Source organism: Halodesulfovibrio aestuarii DSM 17919 = ATCC 29578, from assembly GCF_000384815.1.
Lineage (GTDB): Bacteria > Desulfobacterota > Desulfovibrionia > Desulfovibrionales > Desulfovibrionaceae > Halodesulfovibrio > Halodesulfovibrio aestuarii.
On sequence record NZ_ARQF01000021.1, the window covers coordinates 894580 to 915174 of the forward strand.

General features: G+C 45.0%; 17 protein-coding genes. 9 read left to right on the forward strand and 8 right to left on the reverse strand.

Annotated features, from left to right (window positions below):
- Nucleotides 1-11: 11 nt before the first annotated feature.
- The 6 genes from tmcA to F461_RS0115110 all read left to right on the forward strand — a co-directional run bounded on the left by tmcA (nucleotide 12) and on the right by F461_RS0115110 (nucleotide 4822).
- Nucleotides 12-404, forward strand: coding sequence for an acidic tetraheme cytochrome c3 TmcA (gene tmcA / locus F461_RS0115085; RefSeq protein WP_020001996.1), 393 nt, complete (start codon nucleotides 12-14; stop codon nucleotides 402-404).
- 21 nt (nucleotides 405-425) lie between these two features.
- Nucleotides 426-959 (forward strand): hypothetical protein, encoded by a 534-nt coding sequence (locus F461_RS0115090; RefSeq protein WP_020001997.1) that lies wholly within the window; start codon nucleotides 426-428, stop codon nucleotides 957-959.
- 3 nt (nucleotides 960-962) lie between these two features.
- Nucleotides 963-1868, forward strand: coding sequence for a universal stress protein (locus F461_RS0115095; protein ID WP_020001998.1), 906 nt, complete (start codon nucleotides 963-965; stop codon nucleotides 1866-1868).
- Nucleotides 1869-1894: 26 nt separating this feature from the next.
- A complete protein-coding gene (locus tag F461_RS0115100; protein WP_020001999.1) occupies nucleotides 1895-2302 on the forward strand; it encodes a response regulator in 408 nt (135 codons plus the stop codon).
- A 26-nt stretch (nucleotides 2303-2328) separates the two neighbouring features.
- The gene (gene divK / locus F461_RS0115105) at nucleotides 2329-2685 is read left to right on the forward strand and encodes a DVU0259 family response regulator domain-containing protein (protein WP_020002000.1); all 357 of its coding nucleotides are present in this window, start codon (nucleotides 2329-2331) and stop codon (nucleotides 2683-2685) included.
- A 187-nt stretch (nucleotides 2686-2872) separates the two neighbouring features.
- A complete protein-coding gene (locus tag F461_RS0115110) occupies nucleotides 2873-4822 on the forward strand; it encodes a response regulator (RefSeq protein WP_020002001.1) in 1950 nt (649 codons plus the stop codon).
- Between the two features lie 510 nt (nucleotides 4823-5332).
- Here F461_RS0115110 and F461_RS0115115 read toward each other — a convergent pair.
- From F461_RS0115115 to F461_RS0115150, 8 genes are all read right to left on the reverse strand, one after another.
- Nucleotides 5333-5938, reverse strand: coding sequence for a hypothetical protein (locus F461_RS0115115; RefSeq protein WP_020002002.1), 606 nt, complete (start codon nucleotides 5936-5938; stop codon nucleotides 5333-5335).
- 375 nt (nucleotides 5939-6313) lie between these two features.
- Nucleotides 6314-7468 carry an ATP-binding response regulator gene (locus F461_RS0115120; RefSeq protein WP_020002003.1) on the reverse strand — a complete coding sequence of 385 codons (1155 nt, stop codon included), beginning with the start codon at nucleotides 7466-7468 and terminating at the stop codon, nucleotides 6314-6316.
- Nucleotides 7469-7545: 77 nt separating this feature from the next.
- Entirely contained in the window at nucleotides 7546-9810 is a 2265-nt protein-coding gene (locus tag F461_RS0115125) for a PAS domain-containing sensor histidine kinase (RefSeq protein ID WP_020002004.1), read from the reverse strand.
- 218 nt (nucleotides 9811-10028) lie between these two features.
- Nucleotides 10029-10565 (reverse strand): RrF2 family transcriptional regulator, encoded by a 537-nt coding sequence (locus tag F461_RS0115130; RefSeq protein ID WP_020002005.1) that lies wholly within the window; start codon nucleotides 10563-10565, stop codon nucleotides 10029-10031.
- Between the two features lie 728 nt (nucleotides 10566-11293).
- A complete protein-coding gene (locus F461_RS0115135; protein WP_020002006.1) occupies nucleotides 11294-11542 on the reverse strand; it encodes a hypothetical protein in 249 nt (82 codons plus the stop codon).
- Nucleotides 11543-11925: 383 nt separating this feature from the next.
- Nucleotides 11926-14412, reverse strand: coding sequence for a Lon protease family protein (locus F461_RS0115140; protein ID WP_020002007.1), 2487 nt, complete (start codon nucleotides 14410-14412; stop codon nucleotides 11926-11928).
- 9 nt (nucleotides 14413-14421) lie between these two features.
- Nucleotides 14422-14853, reverse strand: coding sequence for an Hsp20/alpha crystallin family protein (locus tag F461_RS0115145; protein ID WP_020002008.1), 432 nt, complete (start codon nucleotides 14851-14853; stop codon nucleotides 14422-14424).
- 447 nt (nucleotides 14854-15300) lie between these two features.
- Nucleotides 15301-15582: a peptidylprolyl isomerase gene (locus F461_RS0115150; protein WP_020002009.1), complete on the reverse strand. Its 282-nt coding sequence runs from the start codon at nucleotides 15580-15582 to the stop codon at nucleotides 15301-15303.
- Nucleotides 15583-15899: 317 nt separating this feature from the next.
- Here F461_RS0115150 and F461_RS0115155 point away from each other — a divergent pair, with 317 nt between their 5' ends.
- The 3 genes from F461_RS0115155 to hslU all read left to right on the forward strand — a co-directional run bounded on the left by F461_RS0115155 (nucleotide 15900) and on the right by hslU (nucleotide 20589).
- Nucleotides 15900-17366, forward strand: coding sequence for a 30S ribosomal protein S1 (locus F461_RS0115155; RefSeq protein WP_020002010.1), 1467 nt, complete (start codon nucleotides 15900-15902; stop codon nucleotides 17364-17366).
- Between the two features lie 218 nt (nucleotides 17367-17584).
- Entirely contained in the window at nucleotides 17585-19030 is a 1446-nt protein-coding gene (locus F461_RS0115160; protein WP_020002011.1) for a DegQ family serine endoprotease, read from the forward strand.
- A 197-nt stretch (nucleotides 19031-19227) separates the two neighbouring features.
- On the forward strand, nucleotides 19228-20589 hold the full coding sequence (hslU, locus tag F461_RS0115165) for an ATP-dependent protease ATPase subunit HslU (protein WP_026364803.1): 1362 nt from the start codon (nucleotides 19228-19230) through the stop codon (nucleotides 20587-20589).
- Nucleotides 20590-20595: the final 6 nt, after the last annotated feature.

Here is a 20595-nt window from a genome sequence, read left to right on the forward strand (position 1 = left end):
TGGAGAGCATCATGAACAAAGTATTAACTTCGATACTGATGGTCTTTGCCTTCATGCTCACCGTTCCGGTAGCATCCGCAGTTGCTGAAGGCATGCCTGAAGGACAAATGGACGTACCGGAGCTTGCTCCGTTTAAATACGCACCAGCCTCTTTCGACCACGATCCGCATAACGAAAAAGCAGGGTTGGAAGACGACTGCACCGCCTGTCACCACGGTAGCCAAGACGGCATGAAGGTTCAGGAATATGATGAAGAACTTCCATGTGCAGACTGTCACACCGTAAAAAAGAAAAAAGGCGTAACGCCATTGCGCAGAGCATTCCACCTGCAGTGCATTACATGCCATGAAAAACAGAACAAAGGCCCAGTGCAGTGTAAATCCTGCCACCAACCTGAAAAATAGCATGTTAACAGGAGAAGCAGCATGGAAGGACTCATCCTCGCACATGATGGAACACTCCGGCTAAACGATACCGCCGCTGCGGACGTAATCAGCTGCCTTAGACATAAGGTTGTGTTTGAGGATGGAGTAACACTGCGCTCAGTTTTTTCCTTGTTTTCTACGTATCCAGAGACACTTCGCCTGAATCCATTTTTGCAGGGAGCCTGCGATGATGCAGCTGCCTGCAAAAATTCAGGATGCACGACAGAGGAATTCACGCATTTGGAACTCTATAGACAACTGGAGATGACAGGTGCTCCCGGTACGCCGGAAATGAACATCCATACTCTGGTACGCGGCATAAACGACACAGGTAGGCATGAGTTGCGGTTTTTCCGTCTCGACACCCTGTTAGACATGCCTTTATTGCTCGGCCAAATGCGTCATGTACTATTCGGAGATAGAACAAGTGAGCTTTACTGCAACACAACGTTCTCTCTCTTTGAAGTAATCGAAGGGATTGCCTGGGAACTAAGTTTCCAAGGAGGATCCCTTACATGCAGCCTTAGGAGGTAGCATATGTTTAAGAAAATTCTGTTCGCTACATCAGCTTCTCCCGCTTGTGACAACGCAGCCAAAGTTTCTTTTGACCTCGCACAAAAAAACAATGCTAAACTGTATGCCCTGCATGTTCTAGGAGTTCCATCCCGGGGCTTCAGTACTACAGTGACAGACCTTCGCACTGGCGAAGAAGAAACCGTAGACGCTGATTACCGAGACTGGGTAATGGAAGAATTAACCACAACCTATGCAACTCAACTGACTGAATACAAAGACACAGCACTGGAACTTGCCGTTGGCGTTCCTGCTACAGAAATCCTGCGCTTTGCACGCAAGGAAGGGGTTGATCTTATTGTTATGGGTGCAAACACTCGTGATGATGACCCAGAATCTGCCCGTTCCCGCTCTATTGTTGGTCGCACCATGGAAAAAGTAGCGCGTCTTGCCAAGTGTCCTGTGCTCATTGTGAACAGACCATGCACAACCTGCTGGAAACTTTTCTCTAACATCGTGTACTGCACGGACTTCTCCCCTGCAGCAGACAACGCATTCGAGTTTGCCCACGCAACAGCTAAAGAGATTGGTGCAAAGCTCAATATCTTCCACGCATTCGATATTACCAGTTCAAAAATGGGCCTTTTCCCATCTCAGAACGATATTGAACGCCAGCTAGAATTGGCGCAGAAGAAAATTGACGAACGCTATGTTTCCAAACTGAAAGACTATGACAACTATGATGTAGAAATTTGGGAAGGCACCCCGTACGTTGAAATTCTTAAATTTGCACGGGAAAAACAAGCCGACCTAATCATCATGGCACACCATACTGCTGAAGTTCCAGCAGAAGACGCAGAACTTGGCAGCACGGTTGAACAGGTTGTTGTCCGTTCCGCCTGCCCTGTCGCCAGTGTGTCGCGTGCATAAAGACACATGCTGGTTAGAGGTGAAACATGAATACACCGCGCGTACTTGTAGTAGATGACGAACTCAGTTTCAGGCTGTTCTTAAAAACGCTGTTCGAAACAAGTGGCATGCGGGTAGAAAGTGCCCGTAACGGCAATGAAGGTTACGATAAAGCGCGCGCTAATAAGCCTTCTTTAATCGTACTTGATGTGATGATGCCCGAATGGGGCGGAATCAATATGTATCGGAAAATTAGAACAACGCCGGAACTGGCAGATATACCGGTAGTAATGCTTTCTGCGGTGGCTCCGGAGGGTTTTACCCATGCTCTTAACATGATAGGCATATCAGAAAAGGAACTTCCTCCACCTGAAGCCTATGTGGAAAAACCCCCGAGTCCTGAAAAATTACTTACAACGGTTCGTAGTCTGCTAAAAAAGAGTGTTTCCGAATAACCTGCTACTACCAAGGAGTGACGATAATGCCACATAAAGTCCTTGTAATTGATGACGATCCATATATTGTTAAATACCTCATCGATATTTTAACTGACAATGGCTATGCAACATGCTCAGCTTCAAACGGTGCCGAAGGTATCGAAGTGCTGAAACGCGAAAAGCCGGATCTCGTGACACTTGATCTGGAAATGCCGGAGGAATGGGGGCCTCGCTTTTATCGCAAAATGGTAAAAGAACCGGGCTTCGAAAAAACTCCGGTTATTGTAATCAGCGGCCTTCCTGGTATCCATCTGGCTATCAAAAATGCTGTTGCTTCACTGAAAAAACCTTTTGACCCCAACGCACTCCTTGAAATTATCAAGGATGCTTTGGCTAAATAAACAAAAGCTTAGTTATACATTTACACCTCCGGCGGTTAGAAAAAGTTATTTCTATCCGAGATCAAGAAGGCGTCCCCCTTACGGGTGCAGGGCAAAGACCTTGCCCCCTCGGAGAGCCGCCGGAGGCATTAAAAAACAAAGAAACGCCGAAAGCAAAAAAAGTCCTCGTAGAACCGCTGGAGGAATAATGTTGCACACGATTCTGCTTGTGGATGATGAGGAAGGCATTCGAAAAATCTTAGGTTTGTCGCTGCGGGACCTAGGATATACTGTATATACAGCTGCCAGCGGCGAAGAAGGTATTGAGCTGTTTAACAAGTACGAACCGGAAATTGTGCTTACGGACATTAAAATGCCCGGCATTACCGGCCTTGACCTGCTCGAAAAATTCAAATTTCAGGCTCCGGATACAGAAGTTATCATGATTACCGGTCATGGCGATATGAACTTAGCTATCCAGAGCATCAAACGCAACGCTACCGATTTTATCACCAAGCCTATCAACGAAGATGCTCTGGAAATTGCACTCAAACGTGCACACGAACGCATAGACATGCGTCGTCAACTCAACCAGTACACCTGCGACCTTGAACGCCTTGTTGACGAACAGGCAACCCAGATTGTAGAACAAGAACGGCAGCTTGCTGCACTGCAAATTGCAGAAGGCTTTGCAGATGGGTTGCGCACTATCGTAAATCTTATCGATGGTGGAGCCTCCATGTTCAACCAACTGCCATGCTTTGTTTCTGTACACAACGCTAACAGCGAAATCATTTCCACCAATCCGCTCTTCACCGAACGCATAGGCCCTTCCACGGGCAAACCCAGCTGGTGGGCATACAAAGGTGATACCATTCGACGGCCTGACAGTTCTCCTGTTGAGCGCGTTCTTCTTTCTGGGGATGCTCAATCCTCACAGGAAATTATTACAGATAAAAAAGGCAACAAACTTCCGGTACAGGTGAACGCGGTACCTATTCTAGCCAATGATGGCACTATTGAACTAGTGTTGGAACTAGCCGCAGATATGACGGAAATACAAAGCATGCAGGAAGAGTTGCGTATCACCCGCCATCGTTACCAACAGCTTTTTGAAGAATCTCCCTGCTACATCAGCGTACAAAACCGAGAGCTTAAGATTATCGCGAATAACAGACGGTTCCGTGAAGACTTCGGCAGCTCTCTCGGCAAAAGTTGTCATAAACTGTACGCCCATAGGGACACGCCCTGCAACCAGTGCCCAGTGATGAAAACATTTGAAGATGGCAAAACACATCAATACGAAACGGTTATCACCACTCAAGCAGGTGAACAACGCAATGTTCTGATCTGGACAGCCCCCATCTGTGATGTCGAAGGAAATATTGCCGAGGTGATGGAGATGTCTACAGACATCACCCAGCTTCGCGCCTTACAGGACAGACTCTCAACCCTTGGTCTACTGCTAGGTTCCACAGCACATGGCATTAAAGGTCTGCTCACAGCACTTGATGGCGGCATCTACCGTCTTGGTTCAGGCATTAAAATGGGCAAACAGGAACGTATTGAAGACAGCTACAATGATCTTTCCCACCTTATCTACCGTTTACGCAATATGGTTCTGGATATTTTGCACTATGCCAAAGAACGCTCGTTAAACTGGGAAGTAATTCTCCTACCGAACTTTGTTCATGAAATCGAAAATATTATCCGTCCTAAAGCCGAGGCCAAAGGGGTAAGTTTTAAGTGCGTCGCGCCGGAAGAAGGCACTATTGAGGCAGACTACGGAGGTCTTTCCTCCGCTATAGTAAATATTTTGGAAAATGCTGTTGATTCCTGCGAAGCTGCACATTCCACAGCCGAGTATTGTGTTGTGTTCACAGTCTGTACGGATGGCAAAGCTGTTGATTTTACCATCACCGACAATGGTTCAGGCATGTCTCAAGAAACACGGGAAAAATTGTTTACACTGTTTTTCTCTTCCAAGGGCTCTGCCGGAACCGGTATTGGACTATTTGTAGCAAACCAAACCGTACAACAGCATGGCGGAACAATTTCCGTTTCGTCAGAGCAGGGAGAAGGCAGCAGCTTCGCTATACGTATGCACACAGAACTTCCCCAGCATCTTAAAAAAGAACTTTCAGAAAAGCATAGCTAAGGGTCATTTTTAAAGAAGCCACGTAAAAGACATTCAGTATTTTGCGCATGACTCCTTTAGAAATAGCCCATAGCCCACACACTCTGCAAAACAGAGAGCCTGCTTGAGGCGGTGTGAAGCCCGCGCCGCCTCATCTGAAACACTCTGTCACCCTACCTTCAAGTAAAAAACATCTGCCCATTCTTACTTTTTGCCTTAGCAATGCCCTTTTTCATCAGCAATGCCCTTTTTTACCTTTGTTTATATATATAAACAACAATGAAAACAAAACTTTCACAGTCCGGTCTTAAACGACTCACTCTCAAAAGCAGTAGTTTTGACAAAAATTCAATCAAAAAGCCCCGTTATCAATTCCGGTTACAACTGGAATCGATAACGGAGCTTTGTAAAAGGGACATGTCAAATGCATGGCAGATAATTTATTAAGAAAGGTTAGACAGTAACACTTCTTAATAAAGGACTTTCATTCAACAAAGCTGAAGAAAGGTAACGTCCAAAACCACCAGCATTCTACACTGTTACACGGATGCTCGATTGCGCAGTTGAAGCAACCGCGCGGGAACTCATGGGTTTGTATCCCACAGCCCCCGAAGTACGGGGAACAGCTTGTACAGTCGACACAGACTGAACACTCTGTACAGTTTGTACATCAAGCGCTGCTTGCGGAGTTGTAACACCCATCTGTGCAGCTATAGCTGCATGTTTCGCTGCTCCAGCCTGCTGATCGCCACGGAAGAATGCCTCATTGGATGCGCGGGACATCCTGCGCATTATGATTTCCTTCACATCCTCCACTGTTGGAGAATCAGGCATCGCGTTCATACGCGCTTCAGCATAACTATTGCTTACGTCAACATAGGTGGGCTTTGCTCCGGCAGTACTCATGATTCCCGCATGCTTGTTTGCATCAAACTGCACACCGACAACTTCTCCCGTCATCAACGCCTGATATTCATCAGACAACTCGACAGAATCAACCATTTCCGGCTGAAACATCTCGTTACGTTGCGCAGAGGAAATTGGCAGTTGCTCATCCTGCCTCGAAACCAATTGCGCGTTAACCTGCGCCAAAGGCTTCGCCAGTTGATTTTCTGCATTCAGTGCTGCGGTAATCATAGTGAACCTCACATGTATCACGTCTTGTCCTATCCAACTGATCGGCAAGAGGCACAAATAATTTATAGAAAAAAACGATACATGCAACAAATAACTATGTAGAAAAGCAAATAGTTACGTACGAAAATGCGCTAACCCTCATCCACCTAAAGGAATTTTAAACGCACTCTTCGAAATTATTTTTTTAACAATTCATAAAAAAGTTAAAGTTTTTTCAATTTCAACCTGTGATAACGATACTCTTTTAACTAAAATCAACACCAAAATAAAAAAGAGCGGCACACCCCCGTGCCGCTCTTTCATATTCTGTACAAATTTTCCTAACCTGAGGTATATCCTTACAGCTGAAACTTTCCCCCTCATTCAACAGAAACCTTATTCCGGTGATACAAACGGAAGAAGAATAACAGCACGCACACCGCCCTCTATTCCATGTTCCAAAATAAGTTCACCGCCCATTTCACGCACAGCTTTACGGGTTGCCATAAGGCCGAAACCCGAACCACGATCTTTGGTAGTAACAAGTCCTTCTTCAATCTGCTCGAACAATTCTGATGAAAGGCCGCGTCCGTTGTCTTCAACGAGATATCGTACATGCTGGGCATCACATTCCGTATGCAACATAACCTTACCGTCGCCAAATTCTTTACGCCCCGATTGAATGGCCTCTTCTACAGCCTCTACTGCATTTGTCGCAAGATTCATCAAACAGGTATGAATGGCCTGTTCGTCCAGCAAAGCGGATTTTAGGGGGACACAGGAGTGGATAATCTTCCCCCCTGCTTCGTGCATTCGTGCTGTAAGCAACTCTGCAATTTCACACATGGGCGCCCCTGGGTCGATACTTCTGGGACGTAATGACAATGGACGCGAAAGCTGCAACAGGTTCATTGTTAAGTCTCGAACCCGCGTCACATCGCGTTTAACCATGCCCCAGCCCTGTTCCAAGTAATCTTTGCGGTCAAGCTCCAACCCTTTTTCTAAAACAAACAATGCCCCTTCAAGACCGCCTGCAATATTCTTAATAGCATGCGCCAATCCGGCGACAGTTTCCCCCATAACGGCAAAACGCTCAGCGCGAACCAAGTCCCGAGTCCGCTGCTCAACAAGTGATTCCAAATTCATAGTGTATTCAACGAGCTGCCTGCGCATAATTACACGCTCCACAGCCCTCCGCAACGCAAACTCTAATAATTCCATATTAACCGGCTTGGTAATGAAATCCGCAGCTCCAAGCCGCAAGCAGTCCACCGCAACAGAAAGATCTGCATGCCCCGTTGTAATAATTACTGCGGTCTCCGGCCACTGTTTCTTAACCGCCTTCAACAACGCAACACCATCCATACCCGGCATACGCACATCCGTGACGACCACCTCATACGCCTTTTGATTCAGCTTCTCCAAAGCTTCATCACCACTGTGTGCAGTTTCGACCACGTATCCCAAGTCTGTAATGTATGCTCCCAGTACAACGGTGATGCCTTTCTCGTCGTCTACTAACAATACTGATGATCTTGATGCTATGCTCATATAACGCTTGCCTCCGGCGGATCTCCGAGGGGCAAAGGCCTGCCCACCTGAAGTAAAAAGTATAAAAACAAAGCTCCCTAGCTGCTGCTTCTAGGAAACATAAGCGTAAACCGCGCGCCGCCTTCTTTTTTATTCTTAACACGGATAGTTCCGCCAAAGTCTTTTATCAAACCATAGGTGATAGAAAGTCCAAGCCCTGTTCCCTTACCCACTTTTTTGGTTGTAAAAAACGGCTCGAAAATTTTATCTGCCAGCCCCGGAGGAACACCTGTGCCAGTGTCTTCCACAACCGCAACAACGGCCCGTGGAGTGGAATATGTACGCAGGCTAATAATTTTATCTTCACTTTTCCCCTCAGCTTCAGCCTCTTCAATAGCATCACGAGCATTAAGAAGTAGATTAATAAAAACCTGCTCCAAACGATTTGCAACGCCCAGAATTTCCGGCAAGTTCTCTTTAAACTTCTTGTCAACAGTAATGCCCCGGAGCGTAAGCTGGGAGATAAACATTCCTACCGAACTCTCGATAACTGAATTCAGGTTTACCCGTTCAAGTACAAGGTCGGACTGCCTGCCAAATGCGCGCATGTGATCAATGATCTGACTAGCCCTGTCCACATGTGAATCAATTTCTTCCGCCATTGTCTTCAGAATATCAGGCTCAATCGGCTGCGAACGGCTAATTTTACGTATCATGAATCCGCTCGCTGCCTTAATCACGGTTAAAGGCTGATTAAGTTCGTGCGCTACACCGGTTGCCATTTCACCCAGCGTCGCCATTTTACCGGTCTGAATCAGCTTCTGTTCTGTTTCAAGTCTGTCCGTCACGTCTGTTGCGGAAACCAACAGCACGTTACGATCATTATAGACAGCAGGTGAAAGCCTAAAATCTACATAAAAAGTCGTCGCATCTTTTCGCTTCTGTCGCACACGGTTGAGTGCAGTAAAGGCTTTTACATATGATCTGGCCTTTTCTTGTTCTTCTTCAGGGAACAGACTAATGAACGATGTGTTATACATTTCACCTGATTCATAACCATAGCTACGCTCCGCCATGCCATTACAGTCAATAATAGTATAATCTTCCACATCCAACACAAATACAGCGTTAGGAATATGGTTAAAAATGGCATGATACTTAGCCTCGGAAGTGAGAAGCCGCTCTTCCACACGCTTACGGCCGGAAATGTCTATCCCCATCTCCATTGCCGCTACTACTTCCCCTTTGTCATCAAACACAGGAGTAACATGTACAAGCCAATGCGCCTTGCTCCCGTCAGGGTTTGTCCGGCTTTCTTCTGAACAGTACGGGCGCCCCGTTTGAAATGTTTTATCCAACGGACAGTTTGGGCACTTGTCCGTTAATCCCTTATACGCTTCATAACAAAAAGCACCGGGCTTTGGAGAAAACCGCTCTGCAAATTCCTTATTATATTTCAGGATACGCATATTCGCATCCTGAACGGTAATACTGCATGGGACCTGCTCAAATAGATCCTGATATTCCTTACGCTTTCTATCCAGCTCATCTTGTTTCTTAGCTATAGACTGTTCCATAGCCATTACTGAATCCACAAGGTGTCCCAGCTCACCAGTACAAAGAATTGCTTCTAACTCTGACGGCTTTCCTTCGCTTATACGTTTTGTAGAATGAATAACTTTTTTAATTGGACTTGTGATATACCGCCGCAACCCGAATACCAGAAGAGATACAGCCAGAACATAAATTATTACTGTAAGCGCAAGCAGCTTCCTCTGCACAGCAGCAAGCCCCAGCACGGCCTGATTTGTATGCAAAGTAAGCTCCAGTTCACCTAACACTGTATTGCCAGCATTATGCGCGTGACAACTCGCCTTGGAGCAACTTGTCTCGTTCATTATCGGAGTAATAGTTCCAAGCAGGATGGAATCGTCCACCGAAAAGGTTCGGGTTCGTTCTTGAAGTGTTAACGTTACCTTCGGCGGCTCTGTAATATGGCAGACGGAACAGGAGGGAGTATCCATAGAAACCTGCGTTCCTACTTCATCCTGATAATTAGAAAAACGGATAACCCCCTGTTTGTCATAAATTCTAACAGAGGCGATATCCGGATGTTTTGCTATATCAGAAACAATCTGATTTATCTCACTACGGGCATTTGCCATCATGGCATAGCGGGCAGAAAGCAATATTGTCTTACTGAGCCTGTCTGCTTCAATAGAAAGCTTCGATGCAGTATGTTTGCTTAAAAAGTGCATCGTACCCCATGAATGCAAACCAAGACAAAGAGTAAGTACAACAGCGATAAGCAGAAGGACTTTAACAGCCAACGAATTACGGAAACGGGAAAGCCAAAACGCCATGCGCACCCCCCACTCAGGCTGGTATACTCGAAACAAATTCTACGACATAACAATTAAGACGATCAATGTATTCACGACATATATACGCTAACTATACATAAGATGCATGGTACAAACTGACGCACTCTTTAAGCGTTACTCCAGCTGGCTCCTGTCTATCACGCATGTATCTTGAACGCCCAAAAAGGAAGTGCGCTATACGATTTGACTGCAACGGACTAAAACGAGTCTTCAAGACCAGTCAGTGAGTACTCACGTAGTAAGTTGAGCCGTTTTTGCTCATCATCCATTGGAGCAGTGTTTGCATTTTGTACAGTACGAACGCAGTAGTCTCCAAATTTAACACCTTTTTCAACATAGCCGACGAGCTCAGCAAAGGTAAATTTGTCCAAATGAGAATACATGGCATTGCTTGCCTCTTTCCACAACAGCCTTGTAAGGCACCCCGGCGCATCACAACATGTTGCAGCATCCTGTCCACACCCGACTATGTCAGTTCCACCTTCTAATACTCGGACAACCTCACCCACGGTAATTGAAGCCGGATCAACCGCAAGCCTATGCCCGCCACTAGGGCCACGTCGCGTTTTTAAATATCCACCAGAACGCAATTGTCTGGCAATTTTCTCAAGATACTTCTGAGAAATGCCAAGCCGTGCAGCTGACTCTTTCATGAGTACCGGCTTTTCTTGACCATGGGTTGCAATATCGAGCAATAATCTCGTTCCGTATCTACTATTGGTTAATAGTCGCATAGCAAACTCCTTATGGTAATACCCTATAAAAAATATAGATACACATTACTATATCCGACAATATCAATCGGCTAAGTAACTTCATTGCTATCTATACCCTACCGGAGAATTTCTAACAACTAATGAATTTTTCATACTATTTTAATCAACAATAAATTTTTTCAACGTTCCTTTTCAGTTAAACTGTGAGCCGGTTGAGTAAATATATTTTCTAATTTTTCACCTTGAGAATTCGCTTATACCTGCTACGTTAATAAGTGGTAACTTGTTCTCGGAGGAATAATGGCACTTTCAGACAGCAACGATTGTAACTGTTGTGTATATCATAGAGGCATTTGCACACTAGGCATTACAACAACGTCACGAAAAAGTTGTAGTAACTACCTCCCTCTCTGTGTTTCATGCCCGTATCCTGATTCATTTTGCCCGACATGCCGTCTGCGACCGTTCAAGGATTTAAAAAGTGAGATCTATCAGGACAAAGAATTGGGAAATCATATGTACGGGTGTATGTGGCATGAACCTTAGCCTCATGCACTCGCGTTCATACCAATAGTTACATACAAGTCATCCACAAAAAAAGAGCTGCCCACATATGTAGACGGCTCTTTTTTTAAGCTCTAAAAAGCTTGCAGATAAGGACATACTCCCTGCGGTTACCTGTTTATCCATTCCTCCACGTTAGTAAAAAGAATAAACCAGACCGAGCAAATATACCTTACCTGCACTTACTGTTCTACAAGCTTATCAAGATGCTGCACAAGTCCCTCAAGCATTTTCTTCAGACACTCTTTCTGTTCTCCAGAAACCTTTGTCCATGCTTCTGCATAGTTCATTGTACATTGCTTGCCGGATTCAACGTCAATGTAAAGTAAACCATGTTTGTCTACATTTACCTCTATTCGCTCTCCGCAAGATTTTTTTAACACTATTTCTACGCAATTAACTTCATCAACAACTTTGCCACTGTTGCCCATAACTCACTCGCTCCGTTTGATGTGCCCGAATTCATCCGGTTGGTAAGTAACTCTTGAAATTTGATGTATTCTTTATCTAATGGCACAACAACAAGACTCTTTGCAAAACAAAAAAATACTTTGTACATTCAACCAGTTTCATACCATCATCTTGAAATAAAAAAAATACTAATATTTAAACGCATTAACACAGCAACCCACCACAACTCATAAAAAAAGATGTCATCCTTAATTTAGCATGACATCTTTTTGTAGGACTGTTTTTTTTAATTCATGGTCTCTGACAAGCGTTACCACACAAAACTTATAGCGCTATCAATCACAAAGAGAACCAAACAGGTAGATACCTATCGTTAAGCACTCCTGCCAGTTCAGGAACAAAACTAGTCTTCATCATTTTCCGACTGCTGATCCTCGTTGGCATTGTTGTTACTTTTGCCAAAGTCACGCAAACCTTCAGCAAGAGATACAAGACGTGCATCCACAAGGCCATATAACGTATTTTCAGGATATTTTCCGTCAGTACCTCGTACACCGGCAGACATTCCGGTTAAAACTTCAATACCGTCATGGACATTCTTTACAGCCCATATAGAGAAGTTGCCCTCTTTTACAGCGTCAACCACTTCCTGTTTCAGCATCAGATCTTTTACGTTGGCATGAGGAATCATAACCCCCTGATCACCTGTAAGCCCTTTTGCCTTACAAACAGTAAAGAAGCCTTCTATTTTTTCGTTTACGCCACCGATTGGCTGCACTTCGCCATTCTGGTTCACAGAGCCAGTAACAGCGATAGATTGCTTAATAGGCACCTCTGACAAACTGGACAAAAGAGCATACAGCTCAGTTGAGGATGCAGAATCACCATCTACGCCGCCGTAGGACTGTTCAAAGGCAATTGAGGCCGCAAGCGAAAGCGGTTTATTCTGTGCAAAGTTCTTACGCAGGTACCCACTTAGAATAAGCATGCCTTTGTTATGAGTAGGCCCGGACATCTTTGCATCGCGTTCAATATTAATTATGCCCTCTTTCCCCATTGCCGTAGTACAGGTAATTCGTGTCGGCTTACCAAACAGCATATCGCCTGTAGAGTAGACAGCAAGGCCATTGATCTGCCCAGTAACGTCACCTTCCGTATCAATAAAAATACTACCACGGTCGATCATTTCCTGAATTTTCTCTTCCACAAGGCCGTCACGGTATATTCTCGAATCCAGAGCTTGTTGTACATGTTCCAGATCAACAAGTTCAGACTTGGCACTCTTAGCAAAGTAGTCTGCTTCTGCCATAATATCACCGAGGACAGGGAAAGCGGTACTTAGTTTTTCCTGCCTACCACTTTTACGGACACTATGCTCAAGTAAAGCTGCCACAGCTCCATTGCTGAACGGCTTCAGTTCTCGTTTTTGAGCATACGTGGCAACAAGGCGGCAGACCTCTTTTACACCTTCTTCAGTGTTGTTCATGCTGGAATCAAAATCTGCACGAACTTTAAAAATCATCTCTACTTCCGGATCATAAAATTTAAGCAGGTGATACAGTTGCGTACTTGCCAATACAACAACCTTTACATCCATGGAAATGGATTCCGGCTTAATACCGGTTGTAGCCATAAATGAGTAAGGATCAAAAGTCTGGATTTCAAGCTCAGACGTTTTCAGAGCGCGTTTCAGTGTCTGCCAAACACCAGGCTCTGCTATAGCGTCCAAAAGGTTAAGTACAAGAAACCCGCCATTAGCTTTAATGAATGAACCGGCAGTGATCTTTTTGAAGTCCGTCCGCCATAGACCGGATCTATCCATAGCACGTTCAATGGAGCCGAACAGGTTACGATAGTTTGGAAAAGATTCTACAATTACCGGAGGACCATCGCTTTCTGCATTATCGACCAGTAAATTTACGCCATATGGATGCAATACAGCTTCTGTATTAACAGCAGGAAGGTGCATACCGGGCATTGGCCCTGTTTGTGGCTGACCAATCAATCTAATTATATCAAGATGCTCAGCCATGTTGGTCAGCATGTCATTAATATGCTTGGCTGCTTTTTCGTGCTCTTTCCAGGTGTTAATCAAGTTTAAGGCAAGCTCACGGGCAGTGTTCATAAACATCAAGCGGTCAACTTCTTCGCTTTTTGTTTTCACATCCTTCTGCAACCGCCGAACATCCATAAAGATGGTATCAATTTCCTCTTTAAGTTCCTTGTACTTTGCCTGAAGCGTAATAAATTCGTCTTTAGGGAAACGACCTTTTTCTACAAGTTCTTCCAACTTGAGAAGGTGAGTAGGTTCCCCATCCACAACCGGAACAATATCCGGACGCTGCACTTGTCCCATCTGCATATTAACAAGCACAAATCCTGCCTCTTTAACACGTTCTTCAAGCCCCTTAAAGAAGTCGCGGGTCTTTTTGTCATGCTCTTCCAGCAAAGCGTTCTTGCTGTTTATGTATTCCTGACTTTCAAAAAGTTGCGGTATTTCACGTTTGATGTCTTCTAAAAAAGTTTCAATCTCTTTCTTAAACAGCTGGCCCTTACCTGCGTCAAAGGTAAGTAGAATAGGCTCTTCCGGTGTTTTAAAGTTATTTACGTAACACAGATCGTTAGGGGTACACTGCTTATGCGAAGATTTTTCAAGCAATTGCCGCACCATACCCAGTTTTCCGACATCAGCCTCACCGGTTACAAAAATATTGTACCCTTTAGCATCAATACCCACACCAAAGCGGAAAGCTTCCACACCGCGTCGCTGACCGATAATATCATCAAGCTGTTCCAAATCTGTAGTGTTGGAAAACGGGAGCGCTGTCGGGTCAAATTTCCACCGCAGCTTATCAATAGGAACCAAATTGCGTTCTACAACATCTGCCATGTGAGCCTCCTATTCTTTTTTATCGCCGCGGGTAATTGGAATGGTACGTCTCTGTGGAATATTGCAGCTTGGCAAATTAATGATCAGTTTTCCATCTTCCAAACTGGCGTCCACATCCTCAAGCCTCACTTTGCAAGGCAGACGCAACTGGCTTTCAAAAGAACCACTGGACTCTGTCCCTTCGCATTTTTCAGAATACACACATCGCAATGTTAAGTATGCACCATCAATACTTAATTCGAGATTCTCTTCTGTTACACCGGGAAGCTCTGCCTCGAGACGATATCCTTCATCTGTTTCAATCAGCCGCAATTCAGTATCCATAAGTGGTTGGCACACAGAAGGTAGGCCGAATTCAGAGCAAATTTGATTGAACATACGATCGCTATCGAGTTTGAGCCGTTGCAGTTGCTGATTTCTCCATGATTTTAGATTGGGCATAGACAGACCTCCTGCGCGTACGCGCTTTCATCAATTACTAGTCGCTCCTTTTCTTTGTATCGTAACAGCCATCATCTTGATATGATTCTAGTTTGTTATATGACATAATAAACGCAAAATTACTAACTCATTCTTTTAAAAGCTTGTTATGTCACACCATGCATAAAGGATATGCCAAGAGGTATTGGCATATCCTTTATTGATTAGCAGAGTTGCTTAGCCATATGCAAAATGGATGATAAACGAACAGCTAAATTTCAGCCCTCTTAAATCCGCTCGTATTCTGTTTTGAATACTCCCGCACAACTAGTCTCCCGAAATATTCCCATCAAAAAGCCCCGTCTTGTTGCAGCAACAAAACGGGGCCCAAATTCACAAGATAATCTCAATAAGATATCCTGCTTCGTGTGATGCAGCGAGCATCACTTGCTTTTTTAATAACAGCGACTAATCCTGGCGTTCAGTAACTTCCACAAGATGGTAGCCAAACTGAGTCTGAACTGGACCATGAACAACACCTACAGCTTCGTTGAAGCATACGGTGTCAAATTCTGGAACCATTTGGCCAGGGAAGAATTCTCCGAGTTCTCCGCCACGGCGACCGGATGGGCACTTTGAGTACTCTTTTGCGATCGCGGCAAAATCTTCTCCGCCAATGATACGTGCCTTAAGTTCGTTACAAGTATCCTCAGAATCAACGAGGATATGACGTGCTTTAGCTTTTGCCATGGTAAAACTCCTAATGTATGATATAAGAAGACATATAATGCCAGATGATACAAAATGAATCAACTTAGTAAATACACACTGTCAAAATGTGCAGTACCACATAAAAAAATTTTGGGGTTATGCGGACTTGCCGATATTTGTTTTGTCCGCATAAAATGAATGTTTTCAGCATAAAAACGATGTGCGTTTTTTTTTGGAGGTCTTATTTAAGTGGCGCTCTTTACGTTTTCGCACTTGTATATAAAACAAATGAACGATATAGCGCCCAAAGCGTATTGTGCATCAACCATCTAACCCCCTCTTTCAAGGAGAACTGGATGACCGGTTCCGAAGATAGCCGTCAGAACGGCACAATGGAAAATTTTGAAGAAATGCTGGAAGCCTACACAGGTGCTGACAAAGCTCTGTCTGTTGGCGATAAAGTTTCCGGCCCAATCATCGGCATGTCCGGTGATAACCTTTTTGTCGACGTTGGAGCCAAAATCGACGGCATTGCTGATCGTGCTGAGTTCCTCGGCGAAGAAGGTGAACTTACCGTTGCTGAAGGTGATACCGTAGAACTCTACGTTACTGCTGTTAAAGCTGACGCAATCCATCTTTCTAAAGCTATCAGCGGCCCTGCTGGCGCAGCTATGCTCGAAGAAGCATTCAACGCAAAACTTCCTGTTGAAGGTAAAGTACTTGCTACCCGTAAGGGCGGCTTTGATGTTGAGGTTTCTAAACGTCGCGTATTCTGTCCAGTTAGCCAGATCGACACCAAATTTGTTGAAAATGCTGAAGAGTATGTTGGCAAAACATTCTCCTTCGCTATTATCAAATTTGAGCAGCGCGGTCGTAACATTGTTGTTTCCCGTCGAGCACTGCTCGAAGAGGAACAGCAGGCTGCTCGTGATGAGTTCCTCAAAAACGTTAAAGAAGGCGATCTCATTGATGTTACCATCACCCGCCTTACTAACTTTGGCGCATTTGCAGAACTCGCAACTGGCGTTGAAGGTCTCATTCACGTTTCTGAACTGTCCTGGACTCGCATTGCTCAGGCTGACGAAGCCGTCTCCGTTGGTGACAAACTGCGCGTTAAACTGCTTGGCGTAGACACCGACAAAAAAGGCCAGCTCCGCATTTCCCTTTCTGCTAAACAGGTTCAGGAAAACCCTTGGAACCGCGTTGAGTCAGAACTTACCGCTGGTGAAGTACGCGAAGGCAAAGTTGTTCGCCTCACTCCATTCGGTGCATTTGTTGAAGTGCTTCCTGGCATTGACGGTTTGGTGCACATTTCTGAAATGTCCTACACTAAACGCGTTCACAAAGCAGAAGATGTTGTCTCTGTTGGCGACATTATTTCTGTTAAAGTTAAGTCCATAGACTTAGCATCCCGTCGTATTTCCCTCAGCATGCGTGATGCTGAAGGCGATCCTTGGGCAGACATTGAAGAACGTTTCCCAGCCGGCGCTGAAGTTGAAGGCACCGTAGAGTCTTCCTCTGATTTCGGTCTGTTTATTAACATTGCTCCGGGCATTACCGGTCTTATGCCGAAGTCTCTGATGGCTAAAGCTGACAAAGCAGCAAACCTTGATGCTCTCAAATCAGGCGACAAGGTTGAAGTAACCATTTCACAGCTCCGCGCAGCAGAGCGTAAAGTTACTCTTGCTCCTAAAGGCGTTACAGCCTCTGAAGACAATTCCTGGAAAGCGCATCGTAAAACACAGACTGCTAAAGCAGAACCACAGAGCAACTTCGGTTCCTTAGGTTCCCTGCTGCAGGACGCGCTCAACAAGAAAAAATAATCTGTTGATGCACATGCGAATTAAAAGGATCAGTTTTAACTGATCCTTTTTTTTGCCCTGATTTTGTCGGGCTCAAGGTCTTCCACTATAAAAAATAACAATCTCTTCTACTTTTTTTCGTTTACAATGGCGAAATAAATATTATTTATATGGTCGGTATGACCTAATCATACCACACGGATAGAGTGCCCACCTGAGCATTTAGGAGATTTTGAATAATGACTTTTCGTAACAGACTATTTTTACTTCCTATTTTTGTACTAGTTTTTACACTAACCACTCTCCCTGCTATGGCGGATTTACCTAACTTTACCAAGTTAGCAAAAGAAGCAGGTCCCGCAGTTGTTAACATCAGCACCCAAAAAACAATTACAGTCCCCCGGAAAAACCAACCGGAGATACCAAATTTTTTCGAAAATGATCCACGCTCCCCGCTGAATGACTTCTTTAAACAATTTGAACGTTACTTCCGCAATGGTCGTCCTCGTCCCGAAACAGAGCGCTCACTCGGCTCTGGATTTATCATCTCTTCAGACGGTTTCATCGCAACTAACAACCATGTTGTAGAAGGTGCTGATGAAATCAAAGTCAATATTCTTGATGAAAACGGAGACTATGAATCATACGATGCTAAAGTCATCGGCACAGACAAATTAACCGACCTTGCCCTCTTAAAAATTGATGCTAAGCGGGAACTCCCTACGCTTAAGCTTGCTGACTTTTCTGAAGTTGAAGTCGGGCAATGGGTGCTGGCAATCGGCAACCCGTTCGGGTTAGACCATACCGTCACCAGCGGTATTGTCAGTGCTCTTGGTCGTAACATCAGCAACAATCCGTACGATAACTTCCTCCAGACCGATGCCTCCATTAACCCCGGCAACTCCGGCGGCCCGCTTCTTAACCTCAAGGGGGAAGTAATCGCCATCAACACCGCCATCATCGCCCGTGGTCAGGGTATCGGTTTTGCCATCCCGAGCTCTATTGTTAAGGACATCATCAACAAGCTGAAAACCGACAAAAAAATCCGTCGCGGCTGGCTTGGTGTTTCCATCACTAATGTAGACCCTAACATGGCGCAGGCACTTGGACTTGACGAATCAGAAGGCGCATTCATTGCACAGGTCGTACAGGGACAGCCCGCCGCAGCGGCAGGCCTGCTCGAAGGCGATATCATTTTAAAAGTAAACGGTGACAAGGTTGCAGACGCGTCAGAACTTATCCGCATTGTATCCTCCCTTACACCGGGCAGTACTGCCAAATTTACAGTGTACCGCAAAGACAAGACCATTACAGTGAAGGTGAAGCTTGGCGAACGCGACTCTGAAGATCAGCAGCAAGCTCCACAAAAGGGTTCAAAACCAACAAATAGTGACATCAAAGAACTGGGGCTCACTTTAGCTCCTCTTGATGTAAAGACCGCACAAGCTCTCGGAATTAAAGACATTAAAGGTCTGTTAATTACCGATATTGCACAAGATAGCGTTGCAGCACGCGCAGAACTGCGCGCTGGTGATGTAATTCTTGAAGCAAACCTGACTCCGGTGAATTCCGTCAAAGAGTTCCTGAACATTCTCAAAACACAAGGCGAAAAACGCGGAGCTATGCTCCTCAAAGTTGTCCGCCAACAGCAAGTCATGTTTAGAACTATGACTCTGGAAAAATAATTCCCTTACAGAAAAGGGCACCTTCCGGTGCCCTTTTCTGCTTTATTTATCTGTAAGCTTTTCCCCCTTCCCATGTTCAGAGATAGTATGCTGCATACTCACCAGAAACAAAACAAACAGCTTCCAATTTGATATTGGCAATCAAACAGCGGCTTGGTAATATAGGCCGTTATTGTACACATACTTATCAGGAGATTATAAACGTGCTTACACCACGTGAAATTGTATCCGAACTGGATAAATACATTATCGGACAGAATGGTGCTAAACGCATGGTCGCAGTTGCCATGCGCAACCGCTGGCGTCGTCAGCAAATTGATCCGTCTTTACGTGACGAGATCGCACCTAAAAATATTATCATGATGGGCCCTACCGGCGTCGGAAAAACAGAAATCGCCCGCCGTCTTGCCAAACTTTCTGCTTCTCCGTTTGTAAAAGTAGAAGCCACTAAGTTCACAGAAGTCGGGTATGTTGGACGTGACGTTGAGTCTATGGTTCGAGACCTGATGGAACTGAGTGTTGCCCTTGTTCGTGACGAGGAAGCAACCCGCGTTCGTGCACAGGCAGAAACCAACGCAGAAGAACGCCTTCTCGACCTGCTTCTTCCGGGTTCTGCTCCAAAGCCAATGCAGGAGCCGATTACCACATTTGATACACCTGCTGCTGAAACAGATAAAGCAAGCTCAACCCGTGAGAAGATGCGGAAAATGTTCCGCGATGGTAAGCTTGACGACCGTGAAGTGGAAATGGAACTTGAAATAGCTCCTCAGGGCATTGAAGTAATGGCTATGCCGGGTATGGAAGATATGGGCGGCCAATTTAAGGATCTTTTCAGCAAAGCGTTTCCTTCCAAGAAGAAGAAAAAACGCATGAGAATTGGTGATGCATTGCCTATTCTGGTTGAAGAAGAGGCAGCCCGCCTTATAGATGAAGAAAAAGTCACAGAACTGGCAAAAGAACGTGTTGAACAATCCGGTATTATCTTCATCGACGAAATAGACAAAGTCGCCAGCTCACAACATGGGGGCAAGGCTGCGGATATTTCCCGCGAAGGCGTACAACGAGATCTGCTTCCGATTGTTGAAGGTAGCGTTGTTAACACTAAATACGGTATGATCAAAACAGACCATATTCTGTTTATTGCCGCGGGTGCATTCCATCACTCCAAACCGGCAGATCTTATTCCGGAACTACAGGGCCGTTTCCCGCTGCGTGCGGAATTGACTGCTCTGGGCAAAGACGAGTTCTTGCGCATTCTTAAAGAGCCTCGCAACGCCCTTACAGTTCAATACATGGCACTTCTTGCAACAGAAGGTGTAACCATCACATTTGCAGAAGACGGTCTGGACGAAATTGCAGCCTTTGCAGAAATGACCAATCAGGAAACTGAAAATATCGGCGCACGTCGTCTTTACACTATAATGGAAAAGATTCTGAGCGATATCTCTTTTGAAGCGCCAGATCGTTCCGGTGAAGAAATTGTTATCGACCGTGCATTTGTAGAACAGCATTTAGAAGATGTTCGCGAGGATAGAGACTTAAGTCGCTACATCCTCTAATATACC

What these genes read in the sequence shown, in the direction of transcription:
- tmcA (WP_020001996.1), top strand. Translation starts at nt 12, where the DNA reads ATGAACAAAGTATTAACTTCGATACTGATGGTCTTTGCCTTCATGCTC.
- F461_RS0115090 (WP_020001997.1), top strand. Translation starts at nt 426, where the DNA reads ATGGAAGGACTCATCCTCGCACATGATGGAACACTCCGGCTAAACGAT.
- F461_RS0115095 (WP_020001998.1), top strand. Translation starts at nt 963, where the DNA reads ATGTTTAAGAAAATTCTGTTCGCTACATCAGCTTCTCCCGCTTGTGAC.
- F461_RS0115100 (WP_020001999.1), top strand. Translation starts at nt 1,895, where the DNA reads ATGAATACACCGCGCGTACTTGTAGTAGATGACGAACTCAGTTTCAGG.
- divK (WP_020002000.1), top strand. Translation starts at nt 2,329, where the DNA reads ATGCCACATAAAGTCCTTGTAATTGATGACGATCCATATATTGTTAAA.
- F461_RS0115110 (WP_020002001.1), top strand. Translation starts at nt 2,873, where the DNA reads ATGTTGCACACGATTCTGCTTGTGGATGATGAGGAAGGCATTCGAAAA.
- F461_RS0115115 (WP_020002002.1), bottom strand. Translation starts at nt 5,938, where the DNA reads ATGATTACCGCAGCACTGAATGCAGAAAATCAACTGGCGAAGCCTTTG.
- F461_RS0115120 (WP_020002003.1), bottom strand. Translation starts at nt 7,468, where the DNA reads ATGAGCATAGCATCAAGATCATCAGTATTGTTAGTAGACGACGAGAAA.
- F461_RS0115125 (WP_020002004.1), bottom strand. Translation starts at nt 9,810, where the DNA reads ATGGCGTTTTGGCTTTCCCGTTTCCGTAATTCGTTGGCTGTTAAAGTC.
- F461_RS0115130 (WP_020002005.1), bottom strand. Translation starts at nt 10,565, where the DNA reads ATGCGACTATTAACCAATAGTAGATACGGAACGAGATTATTGCTCGAT.
- F461_RS0115135 (WP_020002006.1), bottom strand. Translation starts at nt 11,542, where the DNA reads ATGGGCAACAGTGGCAAAGTTGTTGATGAAGTTAATTGCGTAGAAATA.
- F461_RS0115140 (WP_020002007.1), bottom strand. Translation starts at nt 14,412, where the DNA reads ATGGCAGATGTTGTAGAACGCAATTTGGTTCCTATTGATAAGCTGCGG.
- F461_RS0115145 (WP_020002008.1), bottom strand. Translation starts at nt 14,853, where the DNA reads ATGCCCAATCTAAAATCATGGAGAAATCAGCAACTGCAACGGCTCAAA.
- F461_RS0115150 (WP_020002009.1), bottom strand. Translation starts at nt 15,582, where the DNA reads ATGGCAAAAGCTAAAGCACGTCATATCCTCGTTGATTCTGAGGATACT.
- F461_RS0115155 (WP_020002010.1), top strand. Translation starts at nt 15,900, where the DNA reads ATGACCGGTTCCGAAGATAGCCGTCAGAACGGCACAATGGAAAATTTT.
- F461_RS0115160 (WP_020002011.1), top strand. Translation starts at nt 17,585, where the DNA reads ATGACTTTTCGTAACAGACTATTTTTACTTCCTATTTTTGTACTAGTT.